This window comes from Streptomyces sp. NPDC045955 (genome assembly GCF_056430805.1).
In genome coordinates, this window is sequence record NZ_JBWKKY010000018.1 from 83659 (window position 1) to 108501 (window position 24843).

General features: G+C 72.0%; 25 protein-coding genes. 11 read left to right on the forward strand and 14 right to left on the reverse strand.

Features of this window, described 5'->3' with window-relative positions; translation table 11 throughout:
• Positions 1 to 6 precede the first annotated feature (6 nt).
• On the reverse strand, positions 7 to 999 hold the full coding sequence (gene mgrA, locus AC07F0_RS30650) for an L-glyceraldehyde 3-phosphate reductase (protein WP_478983263.1): 993 nt from the start codon (positions 997 to 999) through the stop codon (positions 7 to 9).
• 117 nt (positions 1000 to 1116) lie between these two features.
• Between mgrA and AC07F0_RS30655 the strand changes: the two genes are divergently transcribed.
• Together AC07F0_RS30655 and AC07F0_RS30660 are read left to right on the forward strand one after the other, a co-directional pair.
• Entirely contained in the window at positions 1117 to 2127 is a 1011-nt protein-coding gene (locus tag AC07F0_RS30655; protein WP_478983264.1) for a LysR family transcriptional regulator, read from the forward strand.
• A 337-nt stretch (positions 2128 to 2464) separates the two neighbouring features.
• A complete protein-coding gene (locus tag AC07F0_RS30660; RefSeq protein WP_478983265.1) occupies positions 2465 to 2980 on the forward strand; it encodes a mycothiol transferase in 516 nt (171 codons plus the stop codon).
• On the opposite strand, the gene AC07F0_RS30665 is transcribed toward AC07F0_RS30660, so the two are convergent.
• The gene (locus AC07F0_RS30665; protein WP_478983266.1) at positions 2944 to 4041 is read right to left on the reverse strand and encodes an adenosine deaminase; all 1098 of its coding nucleotides are present in this window, start codon (positions 4039 to 4041) and stop codon (positions 2944 to 2946) included. The two genes, AC07F0_RS30660 and AC07F0_RS30665, sit on opposite strands and share 37 nt — an antisense overlap.
• A gap of 42 nt (positions 4042 to 4083) precedes the next feature.
• The gene (locus AC07F0_RS30670) at positions 4084 to 4479 is read right to left on the reverse strand and encodes a VOC family protein (protein ID WP_478983267.1); all 396 of its coding nucleotides are present in this window, start codon (positions 4477 to 4479) and stop codon (positions 4084 to 4086) included.
• A gap of 233 nt (positions 4480 to 4712) precedes the next feature.
• On the opposite strand from AC07F0_RS30670, the gene AC07F0_RS30675 reads away from it, so the two are divergent.
• Positions 4713 to 5171: a pyridoxamine 5'-phosphate oxidase family protein gene (locus AC07F0_RS30675; protein ID WP_478983268.1), complete on the forward strand. Its 459-nt coding sequence runs from the start codon at positions 4713 to 4715 to the stop codon at positions 5169 to 5171.
• 4 nt (positions 5172 to 5175) lie between these two features.
• Here the strand turns inward: AC07F0_RS30675 and AC07F0_RS30680 are convergent, their stop codons facing one another.
• The 3 genes from AC07F0_RS30680 to AC07F0_RS30690 all read right to left on the reverse strand — a co-directional run bounded on the left by AC07F0_RS30680 (position 5176) and on the right by AC07F0_RS30690 (position 7602).
• Positions 5176 to 6084, reverse strand: coding sequence for an oxidoreductase (locus tag AC07F0_RS30680; RefSeq protein WP_478983269.1), 909 nt, complete (start codon positions 6082 to 6084; stop codon positions 5176 to 5178).
• A gap of 27 nt (positions 6085 to 6111) precedes the next feature.
• Positions 6112 to 7002 carry a glycoside hydrolase family 19 protein gene (locus tag AC07F0_RS30685; protein ID WP_478983270.1) on the reverse strand — a complete coding sequence of 297 codons (891 nt, stop codon included), beginning with the start codon at positions 7000 to 7002 and terminating at the stop codon, positions 6112 to 6114.
• Positions 7003 to 7164: 162 nt separating this feature from the next.
• Entirely contained in the window at positions 7165 to 7602 is a 438-nt protein-coding gene (locus AC07F0_RS30690; protein ID WP_478983271.1) for a MarR family winged helix-turn-helix transcriptional regulator, read from the reverse strand.
• A gap of 88 nt (positions 7603 to 7690) precedes the next feature.
• Here AC07F0_RS30690 and AC07F0_RS30695 point away from each other — a divergent pair, with 88 nt between their 5' ends.
• Both AC07F0_RS30695 and AC07F0_RS30700 read left to right on the forward strand, forming a co-directional pair.
• Complete coding sequence (locus AC07F0_RS30695; RefSeq protein ID WP_478983272.1) at positions 7691 to 8803, forward strand: substrate-binding domain-containing protein; 1113 nt, start codon at positions 7691 to 7693, stop codon at positions 8801 to 8803.
• A gap of 69 nt (positions 8804 to 8872) precedes the next feature.
• Entirely contained in the window at positions 8873 to 9937 is a 1065-nt protein-coding gene (locus tag AC07F0_RS30700; RefSeq protein WP_478983273.1) for an acyl-CoA dehydrogenase family protein, read from the forward strand.
• Here AC07F0_RS30700 and AC07F0_RS30705 read toward each other — a convergent pair.
• From AC07F0_RS30705 to AC07F0_RS30725, 5 genes are all read right to left on the reverse strand, one after another.
• Positions 9934 to 11136, reverse strand: coding sequence for a serine hydrolase domain-containing protein (locus AC07F0_RS30705; RefSeq protein WP_478983274.1), 1203 nt, complete (start codon positions 11134 to 11136; stop codon positions 9934 to 9936). The genes AC07F0_RS30700 and AC07F0_RS30705 overlap by 4 nt on opposite strands.
• 104 nt (positions 11137 to 11240) lie before the next feature.
• Positions 11241 to 12401, reverse strand: a complete 1161-nt coding sequence (locus AC07F0_RS30710; RefSeq protein ID WP_478983275.1) for an LLM class flavin-dependent oxidoreductase — start codon at positions 12399 to 12401, stop codon at positions 11241 to 11243.
• Positions 12402 to 12453: 52 nt separating this feature from the next.
• A complete protein-coding gene (gene ssuE, locus AC07F0_RS30715; RefSeq protein WP_478983276.1) occupies positions 12454 to 13008 on the reverse strand; it encodes an NADPH-dependent FMN reductase in 555 nt (184 codons plus the stop codon).
• Between the two features lie 257 nt (positions 13009 to 13265).
• Positions 13266 to 13349 carry a putative leader peptide gene (locus AC07F0_RS30720; RefSeq protein WP_350710819.1) on the reverse strand — a complete coding sequence of 28 codons (84 nt, stop codon included), beginning with the start codon at positions 13347 to 13349 and terminating at the stop codon, positions 13266 to 13268.
• Positions 13350 to 13440: 91 nt separating this feature from the next.
• On the reverse strand, positions 13441 to 13617 hold the full coding sequence (locus tag AC07F0_RS30725) for a hypothetical protein (protein ID WP_010033064.1): 177 nt from the start codon (positions 13615 to 13617) through the stop codon (positions 13441 to 13443).
• Between the two features lie 226 nt (positions 13618 to 13843).
• On the opposite strand from AC07F0_RS30725, the gene AC07F0_RS30730 reads away from it, so the two are divergent.
• Both AC07F0_RS30730 and AC07F0_RS30735 read left to right on the forward strand, forming a co-directional pair.
• Positions 13844 to 14284: an SPW repeat protein gene (locus AC07F0_RS30730; RefSeq protein WP_478983277.1), complete on the forward strand. Its 441-nt coding sequence runs from the start codon at positions 13844 to 13846 to the stop codon at positions 14282 to 14284.
• Positions 14285 to 14407: 123 nt separating this feature from the next.
• Entirely contained in the window at positions 14408 to 14671 is a 264-nt protein-coding gene (locus tag AC07F0_RS30735; protein ID WP_356927376.1) for a GlsB/YeaQ/YmgE family stress response membrane protein, read from the forward strand.
• A gap of 19 nt (positions 14672 to 14690) precedes the next feature.
• Here AC07F0_RS30735 and AC07F0_RS30740 read toward each other — a convergent pair whose 3' ends face one another.
• Both AC07F0_RS30740 and AC07F0_RS30745 read right to left on the reverse strand, forming a co-directional pair.
• Entirely contained in the window at positions 14691 to 15614 is a 924-nt protein-coding gene (locus AC07F0_RS30740) for an NAD-dependent epimerase/dehydratase family protein (RefSeq protein ID WP_478983317.1), read from the reverse strand.
• Positions 15615 to 15673: 59 nt separating this feature from the next.
• Positions 15674 to 16459: a GNAT family N-acetyltransferase gene (locus AC07F0_RS30745; protein WP_478983278.1), complete on the reverse strand. Its 786-nt coding sequence runs from the start codon at positions 16457 to 16459 to the stop codon at positions 15674 to 15676.
• A 114-nt stretch (positions 16460 to 16573) separates the two neighbouring features.
• Here AC07F0_RS30745 and AC07F0_RS30750 point away from each other — a divergent pair, with 114 nt between their 5' ends.
• The 3 genes from AC07F0_RS30750 (at position 16574) to AC07F0_RS30760 (ending at position 22254) form a co-directional block, all read left to right on the forward strand.
• Positions 16574 to 17059, forward strand: coding sequence for a nucleoside deaminase (locus tag AC07F0_RS30750; RefSeq protein WP_478983279.1), 486 nt, complete (start codon positions 16574 to 16576; stop codon positions 17057 to 17059).
• 176 nt (positions 17060 to 17235) lie between these two features.
• On the forward strand, positions 17236 to 21513 hold the full coding sequence (locus tag AC07F0_RS30755; protein ID WP_478983318.1) for an aminotransferase class I/II-fold pyridoxal phosphate-dependent enzyme: 4278 nt from the start codon (positions 17236 to 17238) through the stop codon (positions 21511 to 21513).
• A 6-nt stretch (positions 21514 to 21519) separates the two neighbouring features.
• Positions 21520 to 22254 (forward strand): class I SAM-dependent methyltransferase, encoded by a 735-nt coding sequence (locus AC07F0_RS30760; RefSeq protein ID WP_478983280.1) that lies wholly within the window; start codon positions 21520 to 21522, stop codon positions 22252 to 22254.
• Between the two features lie 52 nt (positions 22255 to 22306).
• Here AC07F0_RS30760 and AC07F0_RS30765 read toward each other — a convergent pair whose 3' ends face one another.
• On the reverse strand, positions 22307 to 22978 hold the full coding sequence (locus AC07F0_RS30765; RefSeq protein WP_478983281.1) for a chaplin: 672 nt from the start codon (positions 22976 to 22978) through the stop codon (positions 22307 to 22309).
• 273 nt (positions 22979 to 23251) lie between these two features.
• Here AC07F0_RS30765 and AC07F0_RS30770 point away from each other — a divergent pair, with 273 nt between their 5' ends.
• Positions 23252 to 24823 carry an alpha/beta hydrolase gene (locus AC07F0_RS30770; protein WP_478983282.1) on the forward strand — a complete coding sequence of 524 codons (1572 nt, stop codon included), beginning with the start codon at positions 23252 to 23254 and terminating at the stop codon, positions 24821 to 24823.
• The last annotated feature ends 20 nt before the right edge of the window (positions 24824 to 24843 follow it).

Consider the following 24843-nt stretch of genomic DNA (forward strand, 5'->3'; position numbering starts at 1 on the left):
GGGCGGCTACTGCCTGGCGACCGCGTCGATGCGGGCCAGCTCGTCCGCGTCGAAGTCCAGGTTGGCGATGGCTCCGACGCTGTCCTCCAGCTGCTGCGGGCTGCTCGCGCCGACCAGCGCGGAGGTCACCCGGCCGCCGCGCAGCACCCAGGCCAGCGCCATCTGGGCGAGGGTCTGGCCGCGCGACTTGGCGATGTCGTTCAGGTCGCGCAGCCGGCCCACCAGCTCCTCGGTGACCACGTCGGAGTTCAGGAACGGGCTGTCGCTCGCGGCCCGGGAGCCCTCCGGGATGCCGTCGAGGTAGCGGGCGGACAGCAGGCCCTGCTCCAGCGGGGAGAAGACGATGGAGCCGACCTGCAGCTCGTCGAGGGCGTCCAGCAGTCCCTCGTCCTCGGGGCGGCGGTCCAGCATCGAGTAGCGCGGCTGGTGGATGAGGAGCGGGGTGCCCAGCTCGCCCAGGATGCGGGCGGCCTCGCGGGTCTGCTCCGCCGAGTAGTTGGAGATACCGACGTACAGCGCCTTGCCCTGCTGCACCGCCGAGTGCAGCGCGCCCATCGTCTCCTCCAGCGGAGTCTGCGGGTCGGGGCGGTGCGAGTAGAAGATGTCGACGTAGTCGAGGCCCATCCGCTTCAGGCTCTGGTCCAGCGAGGACAGCACGTACTTGCGCGAACCCCACTCGCCGTACGGGCCCGGCCACATCAGATATCCGGCCTTCGTGGAGATGACCAGCTCGTCGCGGTAGGCCGCGAAGTCCGACTTCAGGAAGCCGCCCAGCGCGGACTCGGCGGCGCCGGGCGGCGGGCCGTAGTTGTTGGCGAGGTCGAAGTGGGTGACGCCGAGGTCGAAGGCGCGGCGCAGGATGGCTCGCTGGGTCTCGACCGGCCGGTCCGGGCCGAAGTTGTGCCACAGGCCGATCGAGAGCGCGGGGAGCTGCAGGCCGCTGCGTCCGGTGCGCCGGTAGGGCATGTCCGCGTAGCGGTCGGGGTGTGCGGTGTACAACGCGACTCCAGAGGGGTTGGCTCGGTCGGGAGGAAACCGGTGTCCACTCTGTCGTGACCTGCGCCCATGCGTCCAACAGAAGAATGCGATGGAATTCAGCGGCTACGCTTCTCAGTCATGGAACTGCGTCACTTGCAGCACTTCGTCGCGGTCGCCGAGGACCAGCACTTCACCCGGGCGGCGGAGCGGCTCCTGGTGTCCCAGTCCGGCCTGTCGGCCTCGATCCGGGCGCTGGAGCGGGAGCTCCAGACGCCGCTGTTCGTGCGCACGACCCGCCGGGTGACGCTCACCCCGGCCGGGCGGGCGCTGCTCGGCGAGGCCGAGCGGATCCTGGCGCAGGTGCGCGCCGCCCACGAGGCGGTGGCGGCGGTGCAGGGCGTCCTGCGCGGGATGCTCGCACTCGGCAGTGAGCAGTGCATCGCCGGGGTGCATGTCGCGGGGCTGCTCGCCGCCTTCCGGCATCGGCATCCGGATGTGGAGATCTGTCTGCGGCAGGCCGGGTCGGGTGCCCTCGCGGAGGACGTCGCGGCCGGGCGGCTCGACCTGGCGTTCGCCGTGCGCACGCGGGCGGACAGCGACCAGCTGCGGTCGGTGCCGCTGACCAGCGAGCCGATGACACTGTTGTGCCACTCCAGCCACCGGCTCGCCGCGGCCGGTGCGGCCGTCACGCCGGAGGAGCTGGGCGGGGAGGTGTTCGTCGACTTCCACCCGGACTGGGGGCCGCGCCGCACCACCGACACGGTGTTCGCCGCCGCGGGCGTACGGCGGACCGTGGCCCTGGAGGTGAACGACGTGCACACCCTGCTCGACCTGGTCGACGAGAACCTCGGCGTCGCCGTCGTGCCGCGGCACTTCGCGCACAAACGCGCCTCCTTGACCGCGCTGCCCGTGAAGGGCACCGGCGAGGCGGTCTACGAGACGGTGGCCCTGCTGCCGCCCCGGCAGGCCACCAGCCCGGCGGCCCGGGCGCTGATGGCGCTGCTGGAAGCCACGGGCGCGTCGACGGGGACCACGGGGACGTCGCTGGGGGCCGCGGGGGGCCCGCCGGAGGCCACAAGCACGGCACTGGGGAGCGCGAGCGCCTCGCCGGGGGCCACGGGCATGACACCAGAGGGCATGGGCACGTAAGGCGCAGACCACAGGCCGCCACATCGGAGACCGCGAGCGCGCACCACACACCACAGGCGCGACACCGGAGACGGCGGGCACGCCCGGGGGGGGACACGGCGAGCGCACCGCAGGACAGGCCGAGCACGCCCCGGGACACGGAGAGCGCGCCACTGGGACCCGCCGAGCACGCCACGCGACCGCCGAGCGCACCACGGAAGACGTCGAGCGCACCACGAGACCCGCCGAGCACGCCACCGAAGACGGTGACAGGCCACCGAAGAACAGGCGCGCACGCGGAGACCACCGGGGTGCGAACCGGGGCGCACAGGGCGCGGTGATGCGCCATGGTGGAGGCATGCATGCGAAGGACATCCTCATCGACGGCTACAACCGCATCCGGGAAGAAGTCCACGCCACCGTCGAGGGCCTCGGACCCGACGAACTGAGCGCCCGCCCCTCCCCCGACACCAACTCCATCGCCTGGCTGGTCTGGCATCTCACCCGTGTCCAGGACGACCACGTCGCCGACGCCTTCGGCCTCGACCAGGTGTGGCTGTCCCAGGACTGGGAGAAACGCTTCGGCCTCGGTCTGCCCCGGCATGACACGGGCTACGGCCACAGCCCCGCCAAGGTCGCCAAGGTCCGGGTCGACTCCGGCGAGATGCTGACCGGCTACTACGACGCCGTGCACGACCAGACCCTGGCGGCCCTGCGCGGCCTGGCGGCCAAGGATCTGGAGCGCGTCGTCGACGAGCGCTGGGACCCGCCGGTCACCCTGGGCGTCCGGCTGGTCAGCGTCCTGTCCGACGATCTCCAGCACATCGGACAGGCCGCCTACCTGCGAGGAATCCTTCGGAGCGCGGCCTCGTAGCCGGGCAGGACCACGTCCCGGATCAGCGCGTTCCGCTCGTCGAAGGGGAGGAACGCGCTCTTCAGGGCGTTCACCGTGACCGTGCGCAGGTCCTCGACGGTCCAGCCCGCCTGCTCGACCAGCAGGGACATCTCGCGGGTCATCGTGGTACCCGACACGAGCCGGTTGTCGGTGTTCAGGGTGACGCGGAAGCCGAGGTCCTTCAGCGCGGTGATCGGGTGCTCGGCGATGGAGGTCGCCGCGCCGGTCTGGAGGTTGGAGGTGGGGCACATCTCCAGGGCGACACGCCGGTCGCGCACCCAGCCCGCGAGACGGCCGAGCTTGCCGGAGGTGAGGTCGGGGATGTCGTCGGTGATGCGCACGCCGTGCCCGATGCGCTGGGCGCCGCAGACCTGAAGGGCCTGGTGGATGCTGGGCAGGCCGTGGGCCTCCCCGGCGTGGATGGTGAACGGCACGTTCTCGCGGCGCAGGTGCTCGAAGGCGGCGAGGTGGTCGGCGGGCGGGAAGCCGTCCTCGGCTCCGGCGATGTCGAAGCCGAGGACACCGGCGTCCCGGAACGCCACGACCAGGTCGGCGATCTCCCGGCTGCGGTCGAACATCCGCATTCCGCACAGCAGCGTCCCGACCCGCACGGGCGTCCCCGCGGCCGCCGCCTTGGCCATCCCCGCCGCGAGCCCCTCCTGCACGGTCTCGACGACCTCGGGCAGCGCCAGCCCGCCCTTCACCATCAGTTCCGGGGCGTAGCGCACCTCGCCGTAGACGACACCGTCCGCGGCGAGGTCGAGCACGTACTCCTCGGCGGTGCGCAGCAGGCCCTCGCGGGTCTGCATGACGGCGAGAGTGTGCTCGAAGGTGGCTATGTAGCGCACCAGGTCACCGGAGTTGGCGGCCTCGTAGTACCAGGCGGCGAGTTCGGCGGGGTCGGTGGTGGGCAGGGTGTGGCCGACCGCGTCCGCGAGCTCCACCACGGTGGCGGGGCGCAGGCCGCCGTCGAGGTGGTCGTGCAGCACGGCCTTGGGCAGCCGGCGGAGGGTGTCGGTGTCGATGCGGGGCGCGGTCATGTGCGTGTTCCTCGGCAGTGCGTACGGGTGGGAGTCGGAGTTCTAGTCGGTGGCGGGCTGGAGCAGGTCCCAGCGGTTGCCGTACAGGTCCTGGAAGACGGCGACGGTTCCGTACGGTTCGTGCCGCGGCTCCTCCAGGAACGTGACGCCGGCGGCGGTCATCCGGGCGTGATCCCGGGCGAAGTCGTCGGTGTGCAGGAAGAAGCCGACCCGCCCGCCGGTCTGGTCCCCGACCCGGCCGGCCTGCGCCTCCCCCTCGGCACGGGCGAGCAGCAGGCCGGTGCCCGTGCCCGGATTCCCGGGTTCGACGACGACCCAGCGCGACCCGCCGGGCCGGGGAGCGTCCTCGGCGAGCCGGAACCCGATGGCCTCGGTGTAGAAGCGGATCGCCTCGTCGTAGTCGTCGACGACGAGGGTGACCAGGGCGATACGTCGCATCAGGACCTCTCGGAGCGGGTGGTTGACCGGAGAGGTTATACGTAACACCCTTGGGAGGCAAAACGACCTCGTGATGCCGAGGAACGTGTTCGTCGTCCTGACGGAGAACGGACCGGCCGACTGGTCGCACGGACAGGGGCGGGCGCAGTACCTCGGCCCTGCGGAGCCCTAGGTCTGCGGCCTACGCCCACAGCCCGAGGCGGTCCGCCCGGCCACCCGCTAGCGTCCCGGTTATGAAGATCACCGAGCCACCCCGCACCCCGGAGCAGCGCAAGGCCGACCTCCTGAGCCGTATGGACCGGGAGATCGACATCTGGGTCGCCACGGCGGACACCGAGGGTGTGCCGTGCCTGGTGCCGCTCTGGTTCGTGTGGCACGACGAGGCCGTGTGGCTGTGCACACGGCTTTCCAATCCCACCGGCCGAAATCTGCGGGACGGCCGGCGGGCCCGGCTGGCCTTCGGTGACACCCGGGACGTCGTGCTCGTCGACGGTGAGGTGGAGACGTTCACGCTCCCCGAGGTGCCGTCGGCGGCGGCCGAGGCGTTTCGCGCGAAGACCGGCTGGGACCCGCGCGAGGACCACGCGTCGTACGCGTTCTTCCGGGTGCGGCCGAGCGCGGTGCAAGCCTGGTGCGAGGTGCACGAGTTGCCGCGCCGGCATCTCATGCGGGACGGGGCCTGGGTGGTCTGACCGGTCAACCGGCCGCTGGGCGCGGCGCGTTCAGCCGTGCCAGCTCCCCGTCCGTGAGGCGGATCGCGCCCGCCGCCACGTTCTCCGTGAGGTGGTCGGGGTTGCCGGTACCGGGGATGGCGAGCACATGCGGGCCCTGGTGCAGGGTCCAGGCGATGCGGATCTGCGCCGGGCTCGCCCCGTGGGCGCGGGCGACGGCGCGTATCTCCTCGTCGTGGGCGGTGACGGCTCCGCGCTCGCCGCCCTCCCCGGCGACGGCGTAGAACGGCACGAACGCGATGCCCTGTTCGGCGCAGATCCGCAGCAGTTCGTCGGTGCGGGGGTCGGAGCGGTCGAGGGCGTACCGGTTCTGTACGCAGACCACCGGCGCGATGGCCTGCGCCTCCACGAGATGGCGGGGCTCGACGTTGGAGATGCCGAGTTGGCGTATCAGCCCGGCCTCGCGCAGTTCCGCGAGGGCGCCGAAGTGCTCGGCTATCGAGTCGCACTTCGGCATCCGGCGCAGGTTGACCACGTCGAGGTGATCGCGGCCGAGCTGGCGCAGGTTCTCCTCGACGTGCCCGCGCAGGTCTTCGGGGCGGGCCGAGGTGCCCCACTGCCCGTCGCAGGTCCGGTGGGGGCCCACCTTGGTGACGATGACCAGGTCGTCGGGGTACGGCGCGAGCGCGCTGTTGATGAGTTCGTTGGCGGAGCGCAGCGACGAGAAGTAGAAGGCGGCCGTGTCGATGTGGTTCACGCCGAGGTCGATCGCCTTGCGCAGGACGGCGATCGACCGGTCGCGGTCGCTGGGAGTGCCGAGATGGAAGGCGGCGCTGCCCGTCAGCCGCATCGCGCCGAAGCCGACGCGGTGGACGGGCAGGTCGCCGAGTTTCCAGGTGCCCGCGGCGTCCGCGGTGATCGTCTGTGAGCTCATCGACGGAGTCTCACACACGGCTCGCCCTCAGCAGTAGAGGTTGCCTCCGGGGGACGTCCCGAGGATCTGCGTGAACCGCTGGTAGTTGGTCACGCGGCTCTGCACCTGCGCGGGGTTCTTGCCGTCGCACTCCAGGGAGCCGTTGATGCTGCGGATCGTCTGACCGAATCCGGCGCCGTTCACCATGGCGTTGTGCGGGGTCATGCTGCCGGGGCCGGTCTGGGTGTTCCAGTACCACAGGGCCGTCTTCCAGGCGACGGCCGCGTCGTTCTGGACCAGCCAGGGGTTATTCAGCAGGTCGATGCCGAGCGCGTCGCCGGCGGCCTTGTAGTTGAAGTTCCAGCTCAGCTGGATCGGTCCGCGCCCGTAGTAGGCGGCCTGGCCGGCCGGACAGCCGTAGGGCCGGCTCCAGTCGCAGTAGTGCGGGTAGTTGGCGGTGTTCTGCTCCACCACGTGCACCAGACCGCCGGTCTCGTGGCTGACGTTGGCGAGGAAGGCGGCGGCCTCCTGCTTCTTCACCGTGTCGCTGCCGGTGTTGGCGAAGCCGGGGTAGGCGCTCAGGGCCGCCGTCAGCCCGCTGTAGGTGTAGAAGGGATTCCGGTTCGGGAACATCTGGTTGAACTGCGCCTCGCTCACGACGAAGCGCGCGTCGGGGGTGCCCGGACCGCTGTCACAGGCGTACGGCTCCCAGTACCAGGTGCTGATGGTCGGGTCGTAGCCCGGGTTGGCGTGCTCGGCTCTGTAGGCCTTGCCGTCGGTGTAGCGGACGATGTCGCCGGCGGCGTAGGACCTGCCCGCCACCCAGTTGGGATAGCTGGAGCACGCGGCGGCGGAGGCGCTGGTGGCCGGCAGGAGCACCGGCGCGGTGCCGGCGAGGGCGAGGGCGGCCAGGACGGCGGAGACACGGTGTCTCGACACGGGATCAACTCCTTTGCGGAACACGGCCGCACCCGGCAAGGCAGGGTGAAGCACAGCCGTGGCGCGGCCGTGGTGGGGGGTTGTCGGAGGCACACTCAACCGCGTTGGTCTGTACCAGTCAAGGGTGTAGACCAGTCATGTGCACCGGTTCCGCTCAGGAGTTCACACGTGTGCCGACTCCGTCAGCGTCGCGGCCAGCCGGCCCAGCAGGGACCGCAGCAGTTCGTCCTCACCCTCGCCGAGCGGGGGCCAGCCGGCGCGCACCGCGCGGTCGAGCCGCTGCCGGTACTCCTGGCCGCGAGGAGTGAGGTGGGCGAGGACGCGACGGCGGTCGAACGGGTCGACCCGGCGGTGGACGAGGTTCTGCTCGACGAGCTGGTCGACCAGCTTGGTCAGCGTCGGAGGCGGCAGAAAGGCGGCCTCCGCGATCGCCGTCATGTGGTGCCCCTCGCCGTCGGACAACAGCGCCAGCACCCGCCAGGCGTCGAGCGAGCAGCCCTCCTCCTCCAGCACGGCCTGCAACCGCCGCGCCGCCAGCCGCTCGGCCCGCGTCAGCAGGTGCACCAGGTCGTCGGGCCGGCGCGGGGGCGGGGTGGGCATCCTGCTCCTAGGGGCTGTTGCGACAGGAAGTGCGTCCATCCTAGGAGACGCACTGGAGTTCGTACGGCGGAGCCGGAATCATGACGCCATGGTCCGGCACGACCTCCCCACGGCCGAGTGGTTCACGGCCGACGACTCCGTCCTCGGCGTGGCGCTCGTGTTCCCCTTGCAGGGGCCGGCCGGGATCTTCGGGCCCACCTGTGAGCTGTGCGCGCGGCTGGCCGCCGAGGCGGTCAACCGGGACGGCGGCGTGCTCGGCAGGGAACTGCGGCTGGTGCCGGTCGACGGCTCGGGCGTGCCCCGTGAGGTCGCCGGCCATGTCGAGGCGCTGGTGGACCTGGGTGTCGTGCAGGGCGTCACGGGCTGGCACATCTCCTCGGTACGCCAGGCGCTGGCACCGCGGATCGCGCACCGCGTCCCGTACGTGTACACCGCGCTGTACGAGGGCGGTGAGGACACGGCGGGCGTGTTCCTGACGAGCGAGACGCCGCGGGACCAACTGCGGCCCGCGATGGACCTGCTGGCGCACGAGCGCGGGGTGCGGCGGTGGTTCGTCGTCGGCAACGACTACGTGTGGCCGAGACGAACGGCACGGGCGGCCCGCCGGTACGCGCGCGCGTCCGGCGGATCCGTCGCCGGCGAGGTCTATCTCCCGCTCGGCACCCACGACTTCGAGCCGGTGCTGCGCGGCATCGAGCGCTCGGACGCCGACGGGGTGCTGATGCTGCTCGTCGGCAGCGACGCGGTGCGCTTCAACCGGGCGTTCGCGGCGCACGGCCTGCACGCGCGCTGTCTGCGGCTGAGCACGCTGATGGACGAGAACATGCTGCTGGCGAGCGGCCCGGGGGCCACCGAGGACCTCTACAGCACGGCCGGGTTCTTCGCCTCCCTGGCCAACCGGGACACGCTCGATTTCCAGGGGCGGTACGCGGCCCGCTACGGCGTCGAGGCACCCACCCTGGGCAGCCTCGGAGAGTCCTGCTACGAGGGCGTGCTGTTGCTGGCGGCGCTGCTGCAGCGGGCCGGGACGCTGGACGTGTCGGCGATCGGTGCGGCGGCCGGCGCGGTGTCGTACGAGGGCCCGCGCGGGCTGCTGCACCTGCGGGACAGCCATGTCCGCCAGCGCATCTACCTGGCCCGCGCCGACGGGCTCGACTTCGACGTACTGACGGAACTGGATCTGCGCGGCGCGCATCCCTGACGGGCCCGGGCGAACGACATGCCCCAGGGGGCGGAACCCCGCGCCGCGCGACCCGCGAGAATCTGTCCCATGAGCTCCACGCCCCTCACCTCGCCGCTCCACCCGCTCGTCACCCGCGCACAGCGACTCGCGCGCGATCTCCTCGTCCCGCACGCCGAGCGCGTCGACCAGGAGGGGGTGCCTACGAGCCACATCGAGGCGGTGAGGCGGTCGGGCCTGCTCGGACTGGGCGCGCCGACGGAGTACGGCGGGGCGGACGCGCCCGTCGCCGTGGCCCGGGAGGTCGCGGAGATCCTGGCCGGGGCGTGCTGCTCCACATGGTTCGTGCAGACACAGCACCACACACCGGTGAAGCTGCTCGCCACCTACGACTCGCCGGTCCGGGAGAGACTGCTGCGCCCGCTGGCGACGGGCGAGTCGATGGCCGGCATCGCCTTCGCGCACGTCCGTGCCTTCCCCCGGATGCCCGTGCGGGCGGTGCCCGAGCGGGGTGGCTGGCGCTTCGAGGGCACGGTGCCCTGGTACACGGGCTGGGGTCTGAACGACGTGATGCTGCTGGCCGGTGTGACGGACACGGCCGAGGTGGTGTTCGTCGTCACCGAGGCACGCGAACAGCCGGGGATGCGTCCGTCGGCGCCGATGCGGCTCGCGGCCCTCACCGCCGCCCGTACGGTCTCCCTGGAGCTGGACGGCCTGTGGGTGCCGCGGGACGCCGTCGTGCTGCGCACCCCGCAGGAGCAGTTCGCCCTGATCGACCTGCCCAGGGCCGCCAACACCAGTCCGGCCGTGTTCGGGGTGGCGAGCGCGGCGCTGGACCTGGTGGCGGACACCCCGGACGGCCGGGAGCCGGCCCGGGCGCTGCGGGCCCGGCTCGACGAGGTGCGGCGGGAGGCCTACGCCCTGGCCGACCACCCCGTCCCGCACGAGTGCGTCCCGGAACGGCTTGCGCTGAGGACACGGGCGTACGACGTGCTGCGGGCGGCCACGACCGCGGCGATCGTGGCCGGGGGCGGCCGGTCCATGGCCCTGGACAGCCGGGCGCAGCGGCTGGCACGCGAGGGCATGTTCCTGCTGGTGCAGGCCCAGACGGCCGAGGCGCGCCGGACACATCTCGGCGCGCTGGCCTCCGGTTAGCCGAGCCGGGGCAGCGCCGACGGTTCGCCCGTGCGGGACGGGACGCTGCCGCAGAACTCCGCCTCGATCACGTTCGTGTAGAGCGACGGGTCCGGCAGCCAGTCACCGTTGATGTTGAACGTCAGCTGGTGCTTCCCGTCCTGGGTGCCGACCATCGCGGACAGGGAGCCGTTCGTACGGCCGCTCTTGCCCACGACCTTCACACCGCAGGAGAGCTGCGCGAACTCGACTCCGAGGCCGTATCCGAGCCCGCCCCCCGCGGGCACCTCGTCGAGCATCTCCTCCATCTGCTTCCGGGGCAGCAACTCGCCCTTGAGCAGGGCGATGTGGAAGCGGTTGAGGTCGCCGCTGGTGGAGATGACGTCGCCCGCCGCGCCCAGCCAGGTCATGTTCTGTTCGGTGGCGTCATGGATCGGGGCGTCCGGGGCGTCCTGGTGCAGCCGGGAGTAGCCGACGGGGTGGGGTTTCGGCATGTGGGGTGACGCGCCGGGGAACGATGTGCCGCGCAGCTTCAGGGGCCGGACGATACGGCGGGTGATCTCCTGCGCGTACGAGCGGCCCGTCGCCTTCTCGACGACCATCCCGGCGATGACGAAGTTGGTGTTCGAGTACACCGGCGCCGTCTCCGGGTCGGGCAGTGGCGGATACTGCAGCGCGATCGCCACGAGTTCCTCGGGCGTGTGAGTGTCGTACCGGTGCTCCGGGAAGCCGGGGCCGGCGGCGTCGTGGACGAAGGCGGGGTCGTCCGTGTAGTTGGCGATGCCGCTGGTGTGATTGAGGAGCTGACGCAGAGTGATCTCGTCGCCGTCGTAGCCGTTGCCCCGCACCAGGCCCGGCAGCCATCGCTCGACGGTGTCGTCGAGGCTCAGTCTGCCTTCCGCCTCCAGCTGGAGCAGGACGGTCGCGACGAACGTCTTGGTGATGCTGGCCCCGCGGAAGTGGTCGCCGGGGGAACGCTCACGGCCCGTGGCGGTGTCGGCGTGGCCGGCCTCCGCGAACCAACTCGCCTTCCCCTGCTGGACCTTGGCGGCCACGCCGGGCAGTCCGCCCTTCTCGACGAGATCACGCAGCGCGGTCCGGGTCGCCTCGTGGCCGCGCGGCGACTGTGCCGCGTGCGCGGACGGGGCGAGCGCCGCCGCCCCGGCGCATAACGCCACGGCAAGGCCCAATGAGACGGTGCGTGGTGCCCGCTGCTTCATGGTGTGTGCCTCCCGTTCACCGAGGGGCAGGGCTGCCCCTCGGTACGGAATGACGCCCGCCGCGGGCCCGGGGGTTGATCGTCGGGGCGGGATGCCGGCGAGCCCTAGCTCGCGAAGGGCGCGAGCACGGCGGGTTCGGCGGGTTCGGTGGGTGCGGTGTCCTCGGCCGCGGGATGCCGCCACAGTCCCTGCGCGGCGAGGCGCGGCAGCACGCCCTCGCCGAACCAGTACGCCTCCTCCAGGTGGGGGTAGCCGGAGAGGATGAACTCGTCGATGCCGAGGGCGTGGTACTCCTTGATCCGCTCCGAGACCTCGTCGTGGCTGCCGACCAGGGCGGTGCCCGCGCCGCCGCGCACCAGGCCGATGCCGGCCCACACATTGGGGTGGATCTCCAGACGGTCGCGCCGGCCGCCGTGCAGGGCGAGCATGCGCCGCTGGCCCTCCGACTCGCTGCGCGCGAGCCCGGCCTGCACCGACGCCACGGTCTCCGGGTCGAAGCCGTCCAGCAGCCGGTCCGCCTCGGCCCAGGCCTGCTCCGCGGTGTCGCGGGTGATGACGTGCAGCCGGATCCCGAAACGGAGGGTGCGCCGCTCGGCGGCGGCCAGCGAGCGGATCCGGTCGAGCTTCTCGGCGACCTGGGCGGGCGGCTCGCCCCAGGTGAGATAGACATCGGCGTGCCGCGCGGCGATCTCTCCGGCGACGGGCGAGGAGCCGCCGAAGTACACCTGGGGAACGGGGTCGGGCACGCGGGCGAGCTTCGCGTCCTGCACCCGGAGGTGCTCACCGTGCAGGCCGGCGGTTTCGCCCTGCCACAACTCCCGGACGATGTGCAGGAATTCCCCGGTACGGCGGTACCGGCTGTCCTTGTCGAGGAAGTCACCGAAGGCGCGCTGTTCCCGGTTCTCGCCGCCGGTGACGACGTTGAGCAGCAGCCGTCCGCCGGTCTGCCGCTGGAACGTGGAAGCCATCTGCGCGGCGAGGGTGGGCGAGATCAGGCCGGGCCGGAAGGCGACGAGGAACTTCAGGCGTTCGGTGTGCTGGCTGACCATGGCGGTGGTGAGCCACGCGTCCTCGCACCAGGCGCCGGTGGGCGTGAGGGCACCGGCGAAGCCCACCTCCTCGGCGGCGCGGGCGATCTGGCTGAGGTAGGCGACCGTCGGGGGCCGGTCCCGGCCGGAGGCGGTGGCCGGGGAGCCGTGGCCGCCGCCGACGACATGACGGCTGTCGCCGTTGGTGGGCAGGAACCAGTGGAAGGTGAGGGACACGGGGAGTCTCCGATCGAGGGGGAACGTGCGGCGGCGTGGCGGTGAGCGGGTGTCAGCCCGCCACGGCGAGCAGCGGGATGTGGCCGAGCGCCGTGGAGAACTGGTCGACGACCCGCGTGAGCGCCTCGTCGGCGGCCGATGTGACGGTCAGGGATCCGTCGTCGTGCACGGTGATGTCCTTGTCGAGGGTGAACCAGCCCTGCACGGTGTGCGCCGCACCCATGGAGGTCAGCACCGGGCGCAGGGCGTAGTCGATGGCCAGGACATGGGCGACGCTGCCGCCGGTGGCGAGCGGCAGCACGGTCTTGCCGGTGAGCGCGTACTGCGGGAGCAGGTCCAGCAGGGCCTTGAGGACACCGGAGTAGGACGCCTTGTAGACAGGGGTGCCGACGACGACGCCGTCGGCTCGTGCGAACAGGTCGGTGGCCTCGACGATCGCGGGGTGCCGGAAGTCCGCGCCGAGCAGGGCCTCGGCGGGGATGGTGCGAACGTCGAGCGGGATCACGTCATGGCCCTGTGCGGTCAGCCGCTCGTCCAGGTGGCGAAGCAGTCGGCTGGTGCGGGAGGCGGCGGAGGGGCTGCCGGAGACGGACAGGACGGTGGCCATGGGGTCTCTTTCCGGGAGGGGGCGCGAGCGCGCGTGGCGCCACCGAATTCGGGACACCATGCTCGACGGGCGTGACAACGAGCGGGAGTACGCGCGCGGCTAGCGGGCGATTACGGGCGTGGCTGAGCGCCGGATTCAGGCGTGAGGGACGCCGGATTCAGGCGTGAGGGAAACGCACCGCGCAGGATGTGCCGTCGGCGCGACGGTGTGCCGCCGACGGCCAACACGGCGGTGGGAGAAGCGGCGAGCCGGGAGACTCAGGCTGCGGCGCGACAGGAGGCGCTGGAGACGCGTGCGAGGTCGACGTGGCGTCGCCGCGTGAGGTCCAGTCGCATGGTCATGCCATGGATCGTGGCAGCGGGCGACGACGGCCGTCAAGGAAATCCTGGCTCATCTCGCATCCCGGACCATGGATTTCGGGTCCGGTTCCGTTCAGTCCTCGTCCGACGGAACCACCACGAGGAAGGCGTCCGACTCCAGGTCCATCACGACGGTGGCCGGTTCGCCCTCGGCCCGGCGGCGTGCCGCGTACTCCTCCGCCGGCCATGATCCGCGCGGAGCTCCCGCCGGGAACCGCTCCAACACCTTCGCGCCGATGGCCGCAGACACGTCCGCTGCCCTCCCCTGTCCCGCGCCGCCTGCCGGCGACGTCGATAGGTCACTGTCGTACACATCCGCTTTCCCCCGATCCCCCCGGACATGTACCGCCCGGTAGAGGTTCACCTCTCTTCCAACCTCTACACATAAAGGAAAAATAAGAGCAGAATGTGTTTACGCGGCGCTTACCGCACACCCCACCAGACGCGGTCGCCCTGCAAGACGAAGGAGACGAGTCATGGCCAACGTCTCGCCCACCAGGGGTGACATCACCAGCCACCCCGATGCCTCCGAGATGCGGGATCGGTACGCCCGCGTGCTCGGTGGTCGTGATGTGGCGCTCGTGGACGGACCGGTGTTCCTGCTCGGTCTGTACTGCGCGGCCTCCCCGTGGATAGTCCACTACACGGCCAGCCAGCCGCCGCTCGTGACCCACAATCTGATCATGGGCATCGCGATCGGCCTGCTGGCGCTCGGGTTCACTCGCGCCCCGGAGCGCATGTACGGCCTGAGCTGGGCCATGTGCGCACTCGGGGTATGGATGATCATCTCGCCGTGGGTCGTCGGCGACAGTCCGGACGCCGGCGTCGTGTGGAACAACATCATCATCGGTGCGCTGGCTGTGATTCTGGGTCTGGCGTGCACCGCCACGGCGGCGAAGGCCTCCGCGAGGCCGTAGACCCACCGGAAGGGAACCGAAGGCCGGTCCGCGCCCCGGGCCGGCCTCTCCGTGTCCGCGCCGGAGTGTCCCGGCCCTCCGGGGGCACAAGCACTACAGCGGGGACCTGAAGGAGGGGCGGAGATGGAGATCGACGGCATCATCAGTGCCATCGTGATCGGCATCGTCATCGGCGTCCTGGGCCGGCTCGTGGTCCCGGGTCGTCAGCGGATCGGCGTCCTGTGGACGATCCTCGTCGGCATCCTCGCCGCGCTGGTCGGTTCCGCGATCGCCGGCGCGTTCGACGTCGCCGACACCGAGGGGGTCGACTGGGTCGAGTGGCTCATCCAGATCGGGCTCGCCGCGCTCGGCGTCGCCGCCCTGGACCGCTCGAAGGCACGCCGCTGACGGGCCGCGCCCCCGGGCATCAGCGGCCCGCCGACCGCATCGCGGCGAGCCCCTCACGGCTGGACGGGTACCGCGGCGTCCACCCCAGCTCGCGTTCCGCCTTGGCGCAGGAGACCACCAGCCGCGTCGACAGCACCGTGTGCATGTACGACATGGGCTTCACCAGCCACAGCGGTACGGTCATCGGCCTCGGCAGTCCGAACACCCCGGCCACGCACTCGGCATGGGCGCGCAGGCCGAGCGGGGTGCGGTCGGCGATGTTGTACGCCTGCCCGGGCCGACCGCGTTCCACGGCGGCGAGCACCGCGCGGGCCGCGTCGGTGAGCTCCACCCACGGCAGCACCCGGCCCCGGTCGGCGGGCAACGGCATCTGCCGCCTGCGCAGCAGCGGCAGGAGGGCATCGGTGCCGCCGGGGCCGTAGAACAGGCCGAAGCGGAGGGCGATGCCCTCCAGCCCCTCGGTCTCGAAAGCGAGCCGTTCCTTGGTCCGCATCCCCTCGATGTGCCGCTCCAGACGCGGGGTCCTGCCACGCGGGCCGAAGGGGTCGTCCTCCGTGATCGGGCGGTCGCCGTGGTCCCCGTAGCCGTAGCCGAAGACCATCGACTCCACGGCGAAGCGTCGGGCCCCGGTGAGGCGGGCGGCTTCGACGAGGTGGGCCGTGCCCTTGGTGCGCAGCGCGTCGGTGGCGAACATGTCGTGGTCGCGCATGGGGGGCTTGCGCAGGGCGGTCGCGGCGTGGATCACGGTGTCGAAGTGGTGTCCGTCGACGGCGCGCAGCAGCGCGTCACGGTCCATGAGGTCGGCGCGGATGCCGTTGCCGGGGCTCCTGCCGAGTCCGGTGACCTTGTGACCCGCCTCCGTCAGGGCGCGGGTGACATGCCGGCCGAGGACGCCGCTCGCGCCGGCGAGGAGGATGCTCTGGTTCTTCTGGATCGTCATCATGACCATGCGACGGATCGGGCGGGCACGGATGTGACATCCGGGCCGGGACGGGCGGCCGGCTACGGCGTGTACACGTACGGCGTCGTCGTGGTCAGCGGTGTGAAGCCCAGTCGTTCCAGGATGGGGCGGCTCTGCCGGGAGGCGTCGACCTGGAGGTAGCGGTAGCCGCGCGCAGCGGCGGCGTGGGCGCGGTGGGCCACGAGGGCGCGGTAGATGCCGCGACCACGCCAGCCCTCGACGGTGCCACCGCCCCACAGGCCGGCGAACCGCGTGCCGGGCACGAGTTCCATGCGGGCCGCGCTCACCGGCTCGTCGCCAGCCATCGCCACGACGGCGACGACGGTGTCCGGGTCGGCCGAGAGCCGGTCGAGGAGCTGGTCGCGGAGCCAGGCGCTGTCCGCGCCGAACGCCTTCTCGTGGACGTCGGCCACGAGATCCACGCTTCGCGGACCGGTGACCGGCACGACGCGCACGCCCTCGGGAGGTGCGGCGTCGAGGGAGAGGGTCGCGATCTCGCCGATCATCAGCGTCTCCTCGGCTTCGGGCCTGAACCCGGCCGCGCGCAGCCGCTGCCCGAGATCCGCCGGCCCATCGTGCCCGTACAGCTTCCACTCGAATTCGACGCCGAGCCCGGTGTAGTGGGCGATCTGCCCGGCGATGGCCGTGTCCGCCGCCGCCTCGTCGAGGGCGGACCACAACACGCCGTTCCAGCCCTGTGCGCCGGTGACCTGGCGCACCACGTCGCCGGTCCGCTCGACGCGGGCCCCGGGACCGTCCGGCCGCGCTTCCTCGCGCAGCTCACGGTCGAACAGGGCGAGCAGCGCGGTGTGATCCGTCCGAGTCATGGGCACACACCAGCACGCGCCGGGCGGCCCGGCAACGCATTTACCGGTGCGGCCGCGGGCCCCGGCGGCCGTACAGTCCTGTTGATCACACCGTCACCAGAAGGGCCCGGCACCATGGTCGTGAAGGACACGGAACTGCCGTACCTGCGCCGCTGCGTGGAGCTCGCGGCCGAGGCGCTCGAAGCCGGGGACGAACCGTTCGGTTCGGTCCTGGTCGGCGGGGACGGCACGGTCCTCGGCGAGGATCACAACCGGGTGGCCTCGGGCGATCGCACACGGCATCCCGAGTTCGAACTGGCCCGCTGGTCGGCGGCTCGGCTCACTCCCGAGGAGCGGGCGGCGGCCACGGTCTACACCTCCGGCGAACACTGCCCGATGTGTGCGGCCGCGCACGCCTGGGTCGGCCTGGGCCGCATCGTCTACGTCGCCTCGTCCGCACAGCTCGCCTCCTGGCTGGGTGACTTGGGGGTCCCCGCGCCGCCGGTGCGGACGCTCCCCGTCCAGGAGGTCGCACCGGGTGTGGTCGTGGACGGCCCGGTGCCCGAGCTGACGGACCGGGTGAGGGAGTTGCACGTGCGGTTCCACCGGGGACGCGGCTGAGGACCCGGGCGGCCCCGGCCCGCCGGCAGTTCCCCTCCGCCGGGGCTTTACGGAGCCGGCCGCCCGAGATGCAGGGCCGCGCGGGCGAACTTACGATCGAATTCAACAGACCGGGTCTACGCCTCGGTCTCCCCGACGGGGGGAGGCGCATGTCCTTGCTGTCAGCACGTCGGCTGATGGCCGCCCAGATCGCCCTCGTCACGGTTGCCACAATCCTTTACATGACCCTCCCGGCGGCGGGTCCCGCCCTGTGGGCCGTCATCGGGCTCGCCGGCGTCGCCGCCGTGGTGACCGGCATCCGTGTCCACCGGCCCACCCATCAGTGGCCCTGGTGGTTCCTGGCCGGCGGACTGCTCACCTTCATCGCGGGCGACATCTACTCCAAAGTGATGGAGGAGTACTTCGACGCCTCCAGCCCGTTCCCCTCCCCCGCCGACGCCTGCCACCTCGCCACCTACCCGCTCTTCGCCATCGGACTGTCGGGGCTCATCCGGTACCGGCGGGCCGACCGCGACCTGCCGAGCCTGCTCGACGCGCTGATCGTCACCGCCGGCCTCGCGTTGCCGGTGTGGGTGTACCTGGTGCAGCCGCTGACGGTGCTGCAAGGGCTGACCTGGGAGCAGCGGACCATCAGCATCGCCTATCCGCTCGGCGACGTCCTCGTGCTGGCCCTGCTGGCCCGGCTGCTGACCCCGAGCCCGCTCGACGGGCGCAATCGTGCCGTGGGGCTGCTGGTCGTCGGCACGGTGACCCTGCTCGGCTTCGACATCGCGTACGGGATCCTGCAGCTGAACGACCTGTGGCAGACCGGCACCCTGCTGGACCTCGGCTGGATCGGCTTCTACACCGCCTGGGGCCTGGCCGCCCTCCACCCCTCGATGGTCACGCTGACCGCGTCCGTGCCGCAGCGCGAGTCCCTGCTGCCGCCGCCGCGCCGACTGGTGATACTCACCGTGGCCACGCTCATCGCGCCGGGGATCCTGCTGGACGAGGGGCTGAGCAAGCAGACGCGGGACGCCGCCGCGATCGCGGTCTTCTCGGGCGTGCTGTTCCTGCTGGTGATCCTGCGACTGGCGGGGATGGTCGTGGCTCATCGCCATGCGGTGACGCGGGAGCTCGCGCTGCGCAGGGCCGCCGCCTCGCTGGTCTCGGCCTTCCGGCAGGAGGAGGTCGACCAGTCCTGCCGTACGGCGGTCGACCGGCTGATGGGGCCGGACGTACCGCACAGGACCCTGCTGCTGCCGACGGAGCGCGCGGCCGGCCTCGGCGCGCACGGCAGCCACCTGGTGAGCCGGGCCCTCCTCGAACCCGGCGTCGCCGCCGAGCTGGACGGCCTGCCCTGCGTCCTGGTCTGCCCCATGACCCAGCCCGACCGCCCGGCCGGGGCCGTCCCGGGTGTCCTGCTGGTCGCCGCACCCGAGCGGCAGCTCACCGAGACCTGGGGCTCGCTGGAGATCCTGGCGTCGCACGCGGGCCTGGCCATGGAACGGGTCACACTGCGCAACGAGGTCTTCCGGCGGGAGAGCGAGGCGTACTTCCGCACCCTCGTCCGCAACGCCTCCGACGTCATCCTGATCCTGGAGGAGGACGACACGATCCGGTACGCCAGCCCGTCCGCGCGGTCCGTGTTCGGCACCGACGACCTCGTCGGCGTCCCGCTGCCGGACCTGGTGGATCCCGGGGACCGGGAGCGGGCCGCCCGGGAGCTGGCCGCCGTACGGGAGAGGGGCGCGCGGGCCGGACACGACCACTGGTGGGTGCGGCGCCGGGAGGGGCGTGTCGAGGTGGAGGTGCGGTGCAGTGACTTCCGGGACGAGCGGACCGTGTCCGGCCTGGTGGTGACGCTGCGGGACGTGACCGAGCAGCGGCGACTGGAGCAGGAGCTGACGCAGCGCGCCTTCCACGACTCGCTGACCGGCCTGCCCAACCGGACGCTGCTGCTGGAGCGGATCGAGCGCGCCCTGCTGCGCGGCCGCCGCGAGTCGTCCCTGACCTGTCTGCTCTACATCGACCTGGACGACTTCAAACTGGTCAACGACACGATGGGGCACCGGGCCGGCGACCATCTGCTGATCGCCGTCGGCGACCGGCTGTCCCGGGCGCTGCGGCGCACCGACACCGCGGCCCGGCTCGGCGGCGACGAGTTCGCCGTGCTGATGGAGGACGCCAAGCAGCCGCTCGACGCCGAGCTGCTGGCGGCCCAGGTGATCCAGACGCTGGGCCGGCCGTTCGATCTCGCCGACGAGTCGGTGACGGTGTCCGCCAGCGTGGGCGTGGCCACCGCGCGCGACAGCACGGACCCGGAGGAGCTGCTGGGTCACGCCGACCTCGCGTTGTACGCCGCGAAGGCGGCGGGAAAGCGGCAGTGGCGCCGCTTCAGGCCGCTGCTGCGCAGCCGCATGGTGGAGCGGCACGACCTCCAGTCCCAGCTGACCCAGGCGGTCGCCGACAAGTCGTTCGCGCTGCGTTACCAGCCCGTCGTGGACATCACCGGCGGCGAGGTCGTCGGGTTCGAGGCCCTGGTCCGCTGGCCGGACGAGCACCGGCCGTCCGTCACGCCGGACGAGTTCATCAGTCTGGCCGAGGAGACCGGGCAGATCGGCCCGCTGGGCTCGTGGGTGCTGGAGAACGCGGTCAATGACATCGCGGGCCTGCAACGGCAGCCGGGTCCCGCCCGTCCGCCGTACGTCAGCGTGAACGTCTCCGCGCGCCAGTTCCGCGACGCCGGCTTCGTCGAGCAGGTCGGCCAGGCGCTGAGCACGCCCGGGCTGCAGCCGGGGTCCTTGCAGCTGGAACTGACGGAGACGGTGCTGCTGCACCGCGACGACCGCCTCCAGACGGTGCTGCACGCGCTGAAGGAACTCGGGGTGCACATCGCGGTCGACGACTTCGGCACCGGCTTCTCCTCGCTGCACTATCTGCGGGAATTCCCCATCGACGTGCTGAAGATCGACAAGTCGTTCATCGACGACATCGCGCACGACGCCCAGCAGGTCGCCCTGGTCGAGGGCATCATGAGGATCGCCGACACCCTGGGCCTCCAGGTCATCGCGGAGGGCATCGAGGACACCGCGCAGCGGGACCTGCTGGCCGGGATGGGCTGCCGGTTCGGGCAGGGAGACCTCTTCGCCCGGCCCATGACGGTGGAGCAGAGCGCGCAGACGCTGCGGGAGCCGAGCGCCCGCCCCTTCGCGCCGCCCCGCGCACGGCGGCCGCGTCTCGACGCCGCCCGGGGACGCCGGGAGGCGCGCTGGGCGGACCTGGAGCATCTGCGCCGCACCAGCCCGATGAGCGACGCGGTCCTCGACGAGGTCCGCGGCCGGCACATCCGCAGCGGCGACCACTGGCTGATCGACTTCGCGTCCTGCAACTACCTGGGTTTCGACTGGGACCCGGAGATCATGGAGGCCGTCGATCCCGCGGTACGCGCGTGGGGCACGCACCCCAGCTGGTCGTGGCTACTGGGCAGTCCGCGGCTGTACCCGGACATCGAGGAGCGGCTCGCCGCACTGCTGGGCGCGCCGGACACGCTGCTGCTGCCGACGCTGACGCTGGTGCACGCCTCGGTGATCCCGGCGCTGGCCGAGGACGGGCACGTCTTCGTGGAGGCGACCGCGCACCGCACCGTCCACGACGGCTGCGTGGTGGCCCGCGCGCAGGGCGCGACCCTGCACCGCTTCCACGCCGAGCGGCTCGACGAACTGCGCGCCCTACTGGCCCGGGTGCCGCCGGGCACGCCCCGGCTGGTGTGCCTGGACGGCGTCAACGGCATGAGCGGCAACATCCCCGACCTGCCCGCGCTGGCCGCCGTGTGCCGGGCCGAAGGAGCGACGCTGTACGTCGACGACGCGTACGGCTTCGGCGTGATCGGGGAACGCGGGCCGGGCGAGCCCTGCCCGTACGGCATGCGCGGCAACTGCGTGGTGCGGCACACCGGGGAGTCGTACGACGGGATCGTGCTCGTGGCCGGTTTCTCCAAGGCGTACTCGTCACTGCTCGCGTTCCTGGCGCTGCCGCCGGAGCTCAAGAACCGCCTCACGACGGCCGCGGCCCCCTCTTTCTACTCGGGGCCGTCCCCGACGGCGTCGCTGGCCACCGCCCTGGCCGGGCTGGACGTCAACGAGCGGCGGGGCGACGTCATCCGGGGCGACCTGTACCGCAAGACGGTCCGGGTGCTCGATCACCTGGAGGGCCTCGGGGTGAACACCCTCAACACGGACCGGCTGCCCATCGTGGAGGTTCCGCTGGCCAATCCCGCGGACCTGGACGCGGTCGCCGCGTACCTGTGGGAGGAGGGCATCTACGTGACGCTCGCCGCCTATCCGCTCGTGCCCCGCGACCGGGTGGGCTTCCGCATCCAGATCACGGCGCTCAATTCGGACGACGACATCGACCGCCTGAACGGGACCCTGACCCGGCTGTCCGAGCGCTTCCCCCTGCGGCTGAAGGGCTAGAGGGCCATGACGACGCACAACGACGACGTGGACTGGGACCGCTGGCCGGTCGCCGACTACCTCCGCGAGAACTACCGCGAGGTGCATCCCGCGGACGCGGCGGTCATCGCGCACCACAGCGCCTTCTACCGCCGCTTCCGGCCCGGCGCCGTCGCCCGCTCGGTGGAGTTCGGGGCGGGGCCAAACCTCTACCCGCTGATCCTCGCATCCGCCGTGAGTCGCAGGATCGACGCTGTGGAGGCGGGCGCGAGCAACGTCGCCTATCTCCAGGACCAGATCTGCCACCGCCTCGACGCGAGCTGGCTGCCCTTCCACGCGTTGTGCCGGCGACTCAACCCGGACGTGCCGGCGACCCTGGCCGGGGCGCTGGCGCATGTGAACGTCGTCCATGCCGACGTCCGGACCCTGCCCCCCGGCTCGTACGAACTCGCCTCCATGCACTTCGTCGCCGAGGGCGCGACGGAGGACTTCGCCGAGTTCGCCGACTTCTGCCGGACCTTCGTCCGCGCCGTCGAGCCGGGGGGCCATCTGGTCGCCGCGTTCATGGAGAACATGCCGACGTACCGCATCGGCCCGGCGTCCCGCTGGCCCGGCTGCCCGGTCGGTCCGGCCGCCGTGACCGAGGTCTTCACCCCGCTGACCCGGGACCTGGACGTCACCCACATCGACCCGGACCCGACCCTGCCGGACTACGGCGATTCCGGAATGGTGCTGTTGACGGGGGTGGCGGAGGCGGTGTGACGGCACCGCCTCCGTGACGGCTCCGGGAGGGCGCGCGGGGCGAGCCGTCCCTTCAGCCGTCGGTCCGCGGGCGGAGCCGCCGGCGCAGGACGACTCCCCCCAGGACCAGTGCCGCGCTCGCGGCGACGGCCTGGAGCGCGTGGTCCGTGCCCGTGTGGGCCAGGGCGCCGCTGGTGGTAGGAGGGGCGGTGGCACGGAGGGCGGTGCGCGGGGCCGGTTCGGGGGCGGGGTGCGGCCGGGCCGGGGCGGGCGGCTGGGCTTCCGGCTCGGCGGGGTGGTGGGGGCGGACCGGTCGGTCGCCGGGGGTGTTCGAGGACTCGTTGCCGGTCGACGGGCTGCCGACGCCGACCACGTCCACGGTGTTGCCCGTGACGTTGACCGGCACCTCGACGGGCAGCTGCACGCCATTGCCGGAGACCACGCCCGGTGAATCCTTTCCGCTGCCTTCGGCGAGCGCGCCGCCGGGCCTGCCGGCCCGCCCGTCGCCCTTGTTCGCGCAGCTGTTGCCCACGGCGGGATTGAGGAGCCCCACCACGTTCACCGTGTTCCCGCACACGTTCACCGGGACGTGCACCGGCAGCTGGACGGTGCTGCCGGAGACCACACCGGGCGAACCGGCCGCCGGGCCCTCCGTCCCGGAACCGGCGTACGCGGGGACGGTCAGAGCCATCGCTCCCGAGGCGGCCGCGACGGCGATCACACCGTTTCGGGTAACCCGTTTCATAGGTTCCCTGCCTTCCAGACATCGTCGCGGGCACTCACCCGCACGAGACAAAACGCGGACGGCCCATCCGAGTTATGGCTTATCGGCCTTTCACTCCATCGAGCGGCCCGGTTGTCGAACTAGCGGTAAAGCCCTTCGTATGCGCGACGCGACCGCGCAGGATAAGGCACTCCTCCCCCGCCCGCTCGTCCGGAGGCGAGGCTTCCGGTGCGCGCTTATGGTGAGCGAGGGCGCCGGTCCCCGGCCCGCTGTGGGGCGCCCCTGGAGGCATCGATGCTGGCCAAGCTGTCCACGCGCTCCTCGGTGAGGCGTTGCGCGGTTCCGTGTGCGGCCGGGCTGGCCCTGCTGGGGGCGGGGCTGCCGGCCGCGGACGGTCCCGGGCCCGGCCTGGGCCGCTTCTACGACCAGAAGGTCACGTGGTCGGCGTGCGAGGGCGAGGACATGCCCAAGGACCTCCAGTGCGGCAAGGTCACCGTCCCCCTCGACTACGCCCGGCCCGGGAAAGGCACCCTCGATCTCGCCCTGGCCCGCTACCGGGCCACGGGAAAGTCCCGGGGCTCGCTGCTGCTGAACTTCGGCGGCCCCGGCGGTCAGGGCGTGGGCCAACTCGCCATGGCCGGCAAGGACTTCATGGGCCTGACGAACGGCTACGACGTGGTCGGCTTCGACCCCCGGGGCGTCGGCCGCTCCTCGCCGGTCAGCTGCGGCAACGCCCCGGACGACCCGCTGGACGCGACGGACGGCGACGCGGCCGTGGCCGACCCGCAGGCCGTACTCGACAAGCTGCGCGACGCGGCGGCCGAGTGCACCGAACACTCCGGCCCCGTCCTGCGCCATATCGGCACGGTGAACGCCGCCCGCGACCTGGACGTCATACGCGACGCGCTCGGCGACGGCAAGCTCAACTACCTGGGCTTCTCCTACGGCAGCCGGCTCGGCGCGGTGTACGCGGCCCAGTTCCCCGGCAGGGTCGGCAGGATGGTGCTGGACGGCGTCGACACCCTCACGGAGCCGCTGGCCGAGCAGGGTGTGGTGAGCGCGCAGGGGCAGCAGACCGCACTGGAGAACTTCCTCGCCTGGTGCACCGGGGACATCGCCTGCCCGTTCGGGCAGAACCCGCGGGAGGCCAGGGAGCACGTCCTCGAGGTGGTCGAGTCGCTCGACCGGGACCCGGTGCCGACCGACTTCGGTGAGGCGTTCTCCGGCCAGGACTTCGCGGGCGCCCTCGCGCAGGGGCTCTTCAGCAGGGAGCTGTGGCCCTCGCTCCAGCGGGCCGTCGCGCAGTTGCTCGAGGACGGAGACACCAGCCGCCTGGAGGCTTTCGCGTCCGGGGGCGTCGCCCACCCGCCGTGGCGGGCGGCGCACCGCGGGCTCACGGACCCGCAGGACGTGCCCCTGGACAACCTGCCGGCGGCGCTCATGGCGGTAAACTGCGCGGACGATCCCGACCGCCCCGCCGCCGAGCAGGTCGGCAGGGACCTCGGCCGGCTGCGCGCCCGGTACGAGCGGGCGTCGCCGGTCTTCGGCCGGTACCGGCTCACCCAGGTGCTGATGTGCTACGGCCGCCCCAAGGGCACCGACTTCATCCGTGACGAGGTCAAGGACCTCGACACCCCGCGGATGCTGCTCGTCGGCACCCGGGGCGACCCGGCCACGCCGTACCGCTGGACCGTGGAGACGGCCGAACGGCTCGGGTCGTCGGCCGTGGTGCTCGACAACCGGGGCGAGGGCCACACCGGCTACGGCTCCTCCAAGTGCGTGCACCGCAAGGTCGACGCGTTCCTGCTGTACGGCACGCTCCCGCCGGACGGCAGCTCCTGCGGTTCCGACCACGACACCGAGTGAGCCGGTGCGGCCACGGATCT

Excerpts from the sequence above, each read along its gene's own strand:
- AC07F0_RS30695 (WP_478983272.1), top strand. The coding sequence starts at position 7,691 with ATGGTCCGGCACGACCTCCCCACGGCCGAGTGGTTCACGGCCGACGAC.
- AC07F0_RS30675 (WP_478983268.1), top strand. The coding sequence starts at position 4,713 with ATGAAGATCACCGAGCCACCCCGCACCCCGGAGCAGCGCAAGGCCGAC.
- AC07F0_RS30655 (WP_478983264.1), top strand. The coding sequence starts at position 1,117 with ATGGAACTGCGTCACTTGCAGCACTTCGTCGCGGTCGCCGAGGACCAG.
- AC07F0_RS30670 (WP_478983267.1), bottom strand. The coding sequence starts at position 4,479 with ATGCGACGTATCGCCCTGGTCACCCTCGTCGTCGACGACTACGACGAG.
- AC07F0_RS30700 (WP_478983273.1), top strand. The coding sequence starts at position 8,873 with ATGAGCTCCACGCCCCTCACCTCGCCGCTCCACCCGCTCGTCACCCGC.
- AC07F0_RS30665 (WP_478983266.1), bottom strand. The coding sequence starts at position 4,041 with ATGACCGCGCCCCGCATCGACACCGACACCCTCCGCCGGCTGCCCAAG.
- AC07F0_RS30750 (WP_478983279.1), top strand. The coding sequence starts at position 16,574 with ATGGTCGTGAAGGACACGGAACTGCCGTACCTGCGCCGCTGCGTGGAG.
- AC07F0_RS30720 (WP_350710819.1), bottom strand. The coding sequence starts at position 13,349 with ATGACCATGCGACTGGACCTCACGCGGCGACGCCACGTCGACCTCGCA.
- AC07F0_RS30660 (WP_478983265.1), top strand. The coding sequence starts at position 2,465 with ATGCATGCGAAGGACATCCTCATCGACGGCTACAACCGCATCCGGGAA.
- ssuE (WP_478983276.1), bottom strand. The coding sequence starts at position 13,008 with ATGGCCACCGTCCTGTCCGTCTCCGGCAGCCCCTCCGCCGCCTCCCGC.
- AC07F0_RS30745 (WP_478983278.1), bottom strand. The coding sequence starts at position 16,459 with ATGACTCGGACGGATCACACCGCGCTGCTCGCCCTGTTCGACCGTGAG.
- AC07F0_RS30705 (WP_478983274.1), bottom strand. The coding sequence starts at position 11,136 with ATGAAGCAGCGGGCACCACGCACCGTCTCATTGGGCCTTGCCGTGGCG.
- AC07F0_RS30760 (WP_478983280.1), top strand. The coding sequence starts at position 21,520 with ATGACGACGCACAACGACGACGTGGACTGGGACCGCTGGCCGGTCGCC.
- AC07F0_RS30680 (WP_478983269.1), bottom strand. The coding sequence starts at position 6,084 with ATGAGCTCACAGACGATCACCGCGGACGCCGCGGGCACCTGGAAACTC.
- AC07F0_RS30730 (WP_478983277.1), top strand. The coding sequence starts at position 13,844 with ATGGCCAACGTCTCGCCCACCAGGGGTGACATCACCAGCCACCCCGAT.
- AC07F0_RS30735 (WP_356927376.1), top strand. The coding sequence starts at position 14,408 with ATGGAGATCGACGGCATCATCAGTGCCATCGTGATCGGCATCGTCATC.
- AC07F0_RS30740 (WP_478983317.1), bottom strand. The coding sequence starts at position 15,614 with ATGATGACGATCCAGAAGAACCAGAGCATCCTCCTCGCCGGCGCGAGC.
- AC07F0_RS30755 (WP_478983318.1), top strand. The coding sequence starts at position 17,236 with ATGGCCGCCCAGATCGCCCTCGTCACGGTTGCCACAATCCTTTACATG.
- AC07F0_RS30765 (WP_478983281.1), bottom strand. The coding sequence starts at position 22,978 with ATGAAACGGGTTACCCGAAACGGTGTGATCGCCGTCGCGGCCGCCTCG.
- AC07F0_RS30770 (WP_478983282.1), top strand. The coding sequence starts at position 23,252 with ATGCTGGCCAAGCTGTCCACGCGCTCCTCGGTGAGGCGTTGCGCGGTT.
- AC07F0_RS30690 (WP_478983271.1), bottom strand. The coding sequence starts at position 7,602 with ATGCCCACCCCGCCCCCGCGCCGGCCCGACGACCTGGTGCACCTGCTG.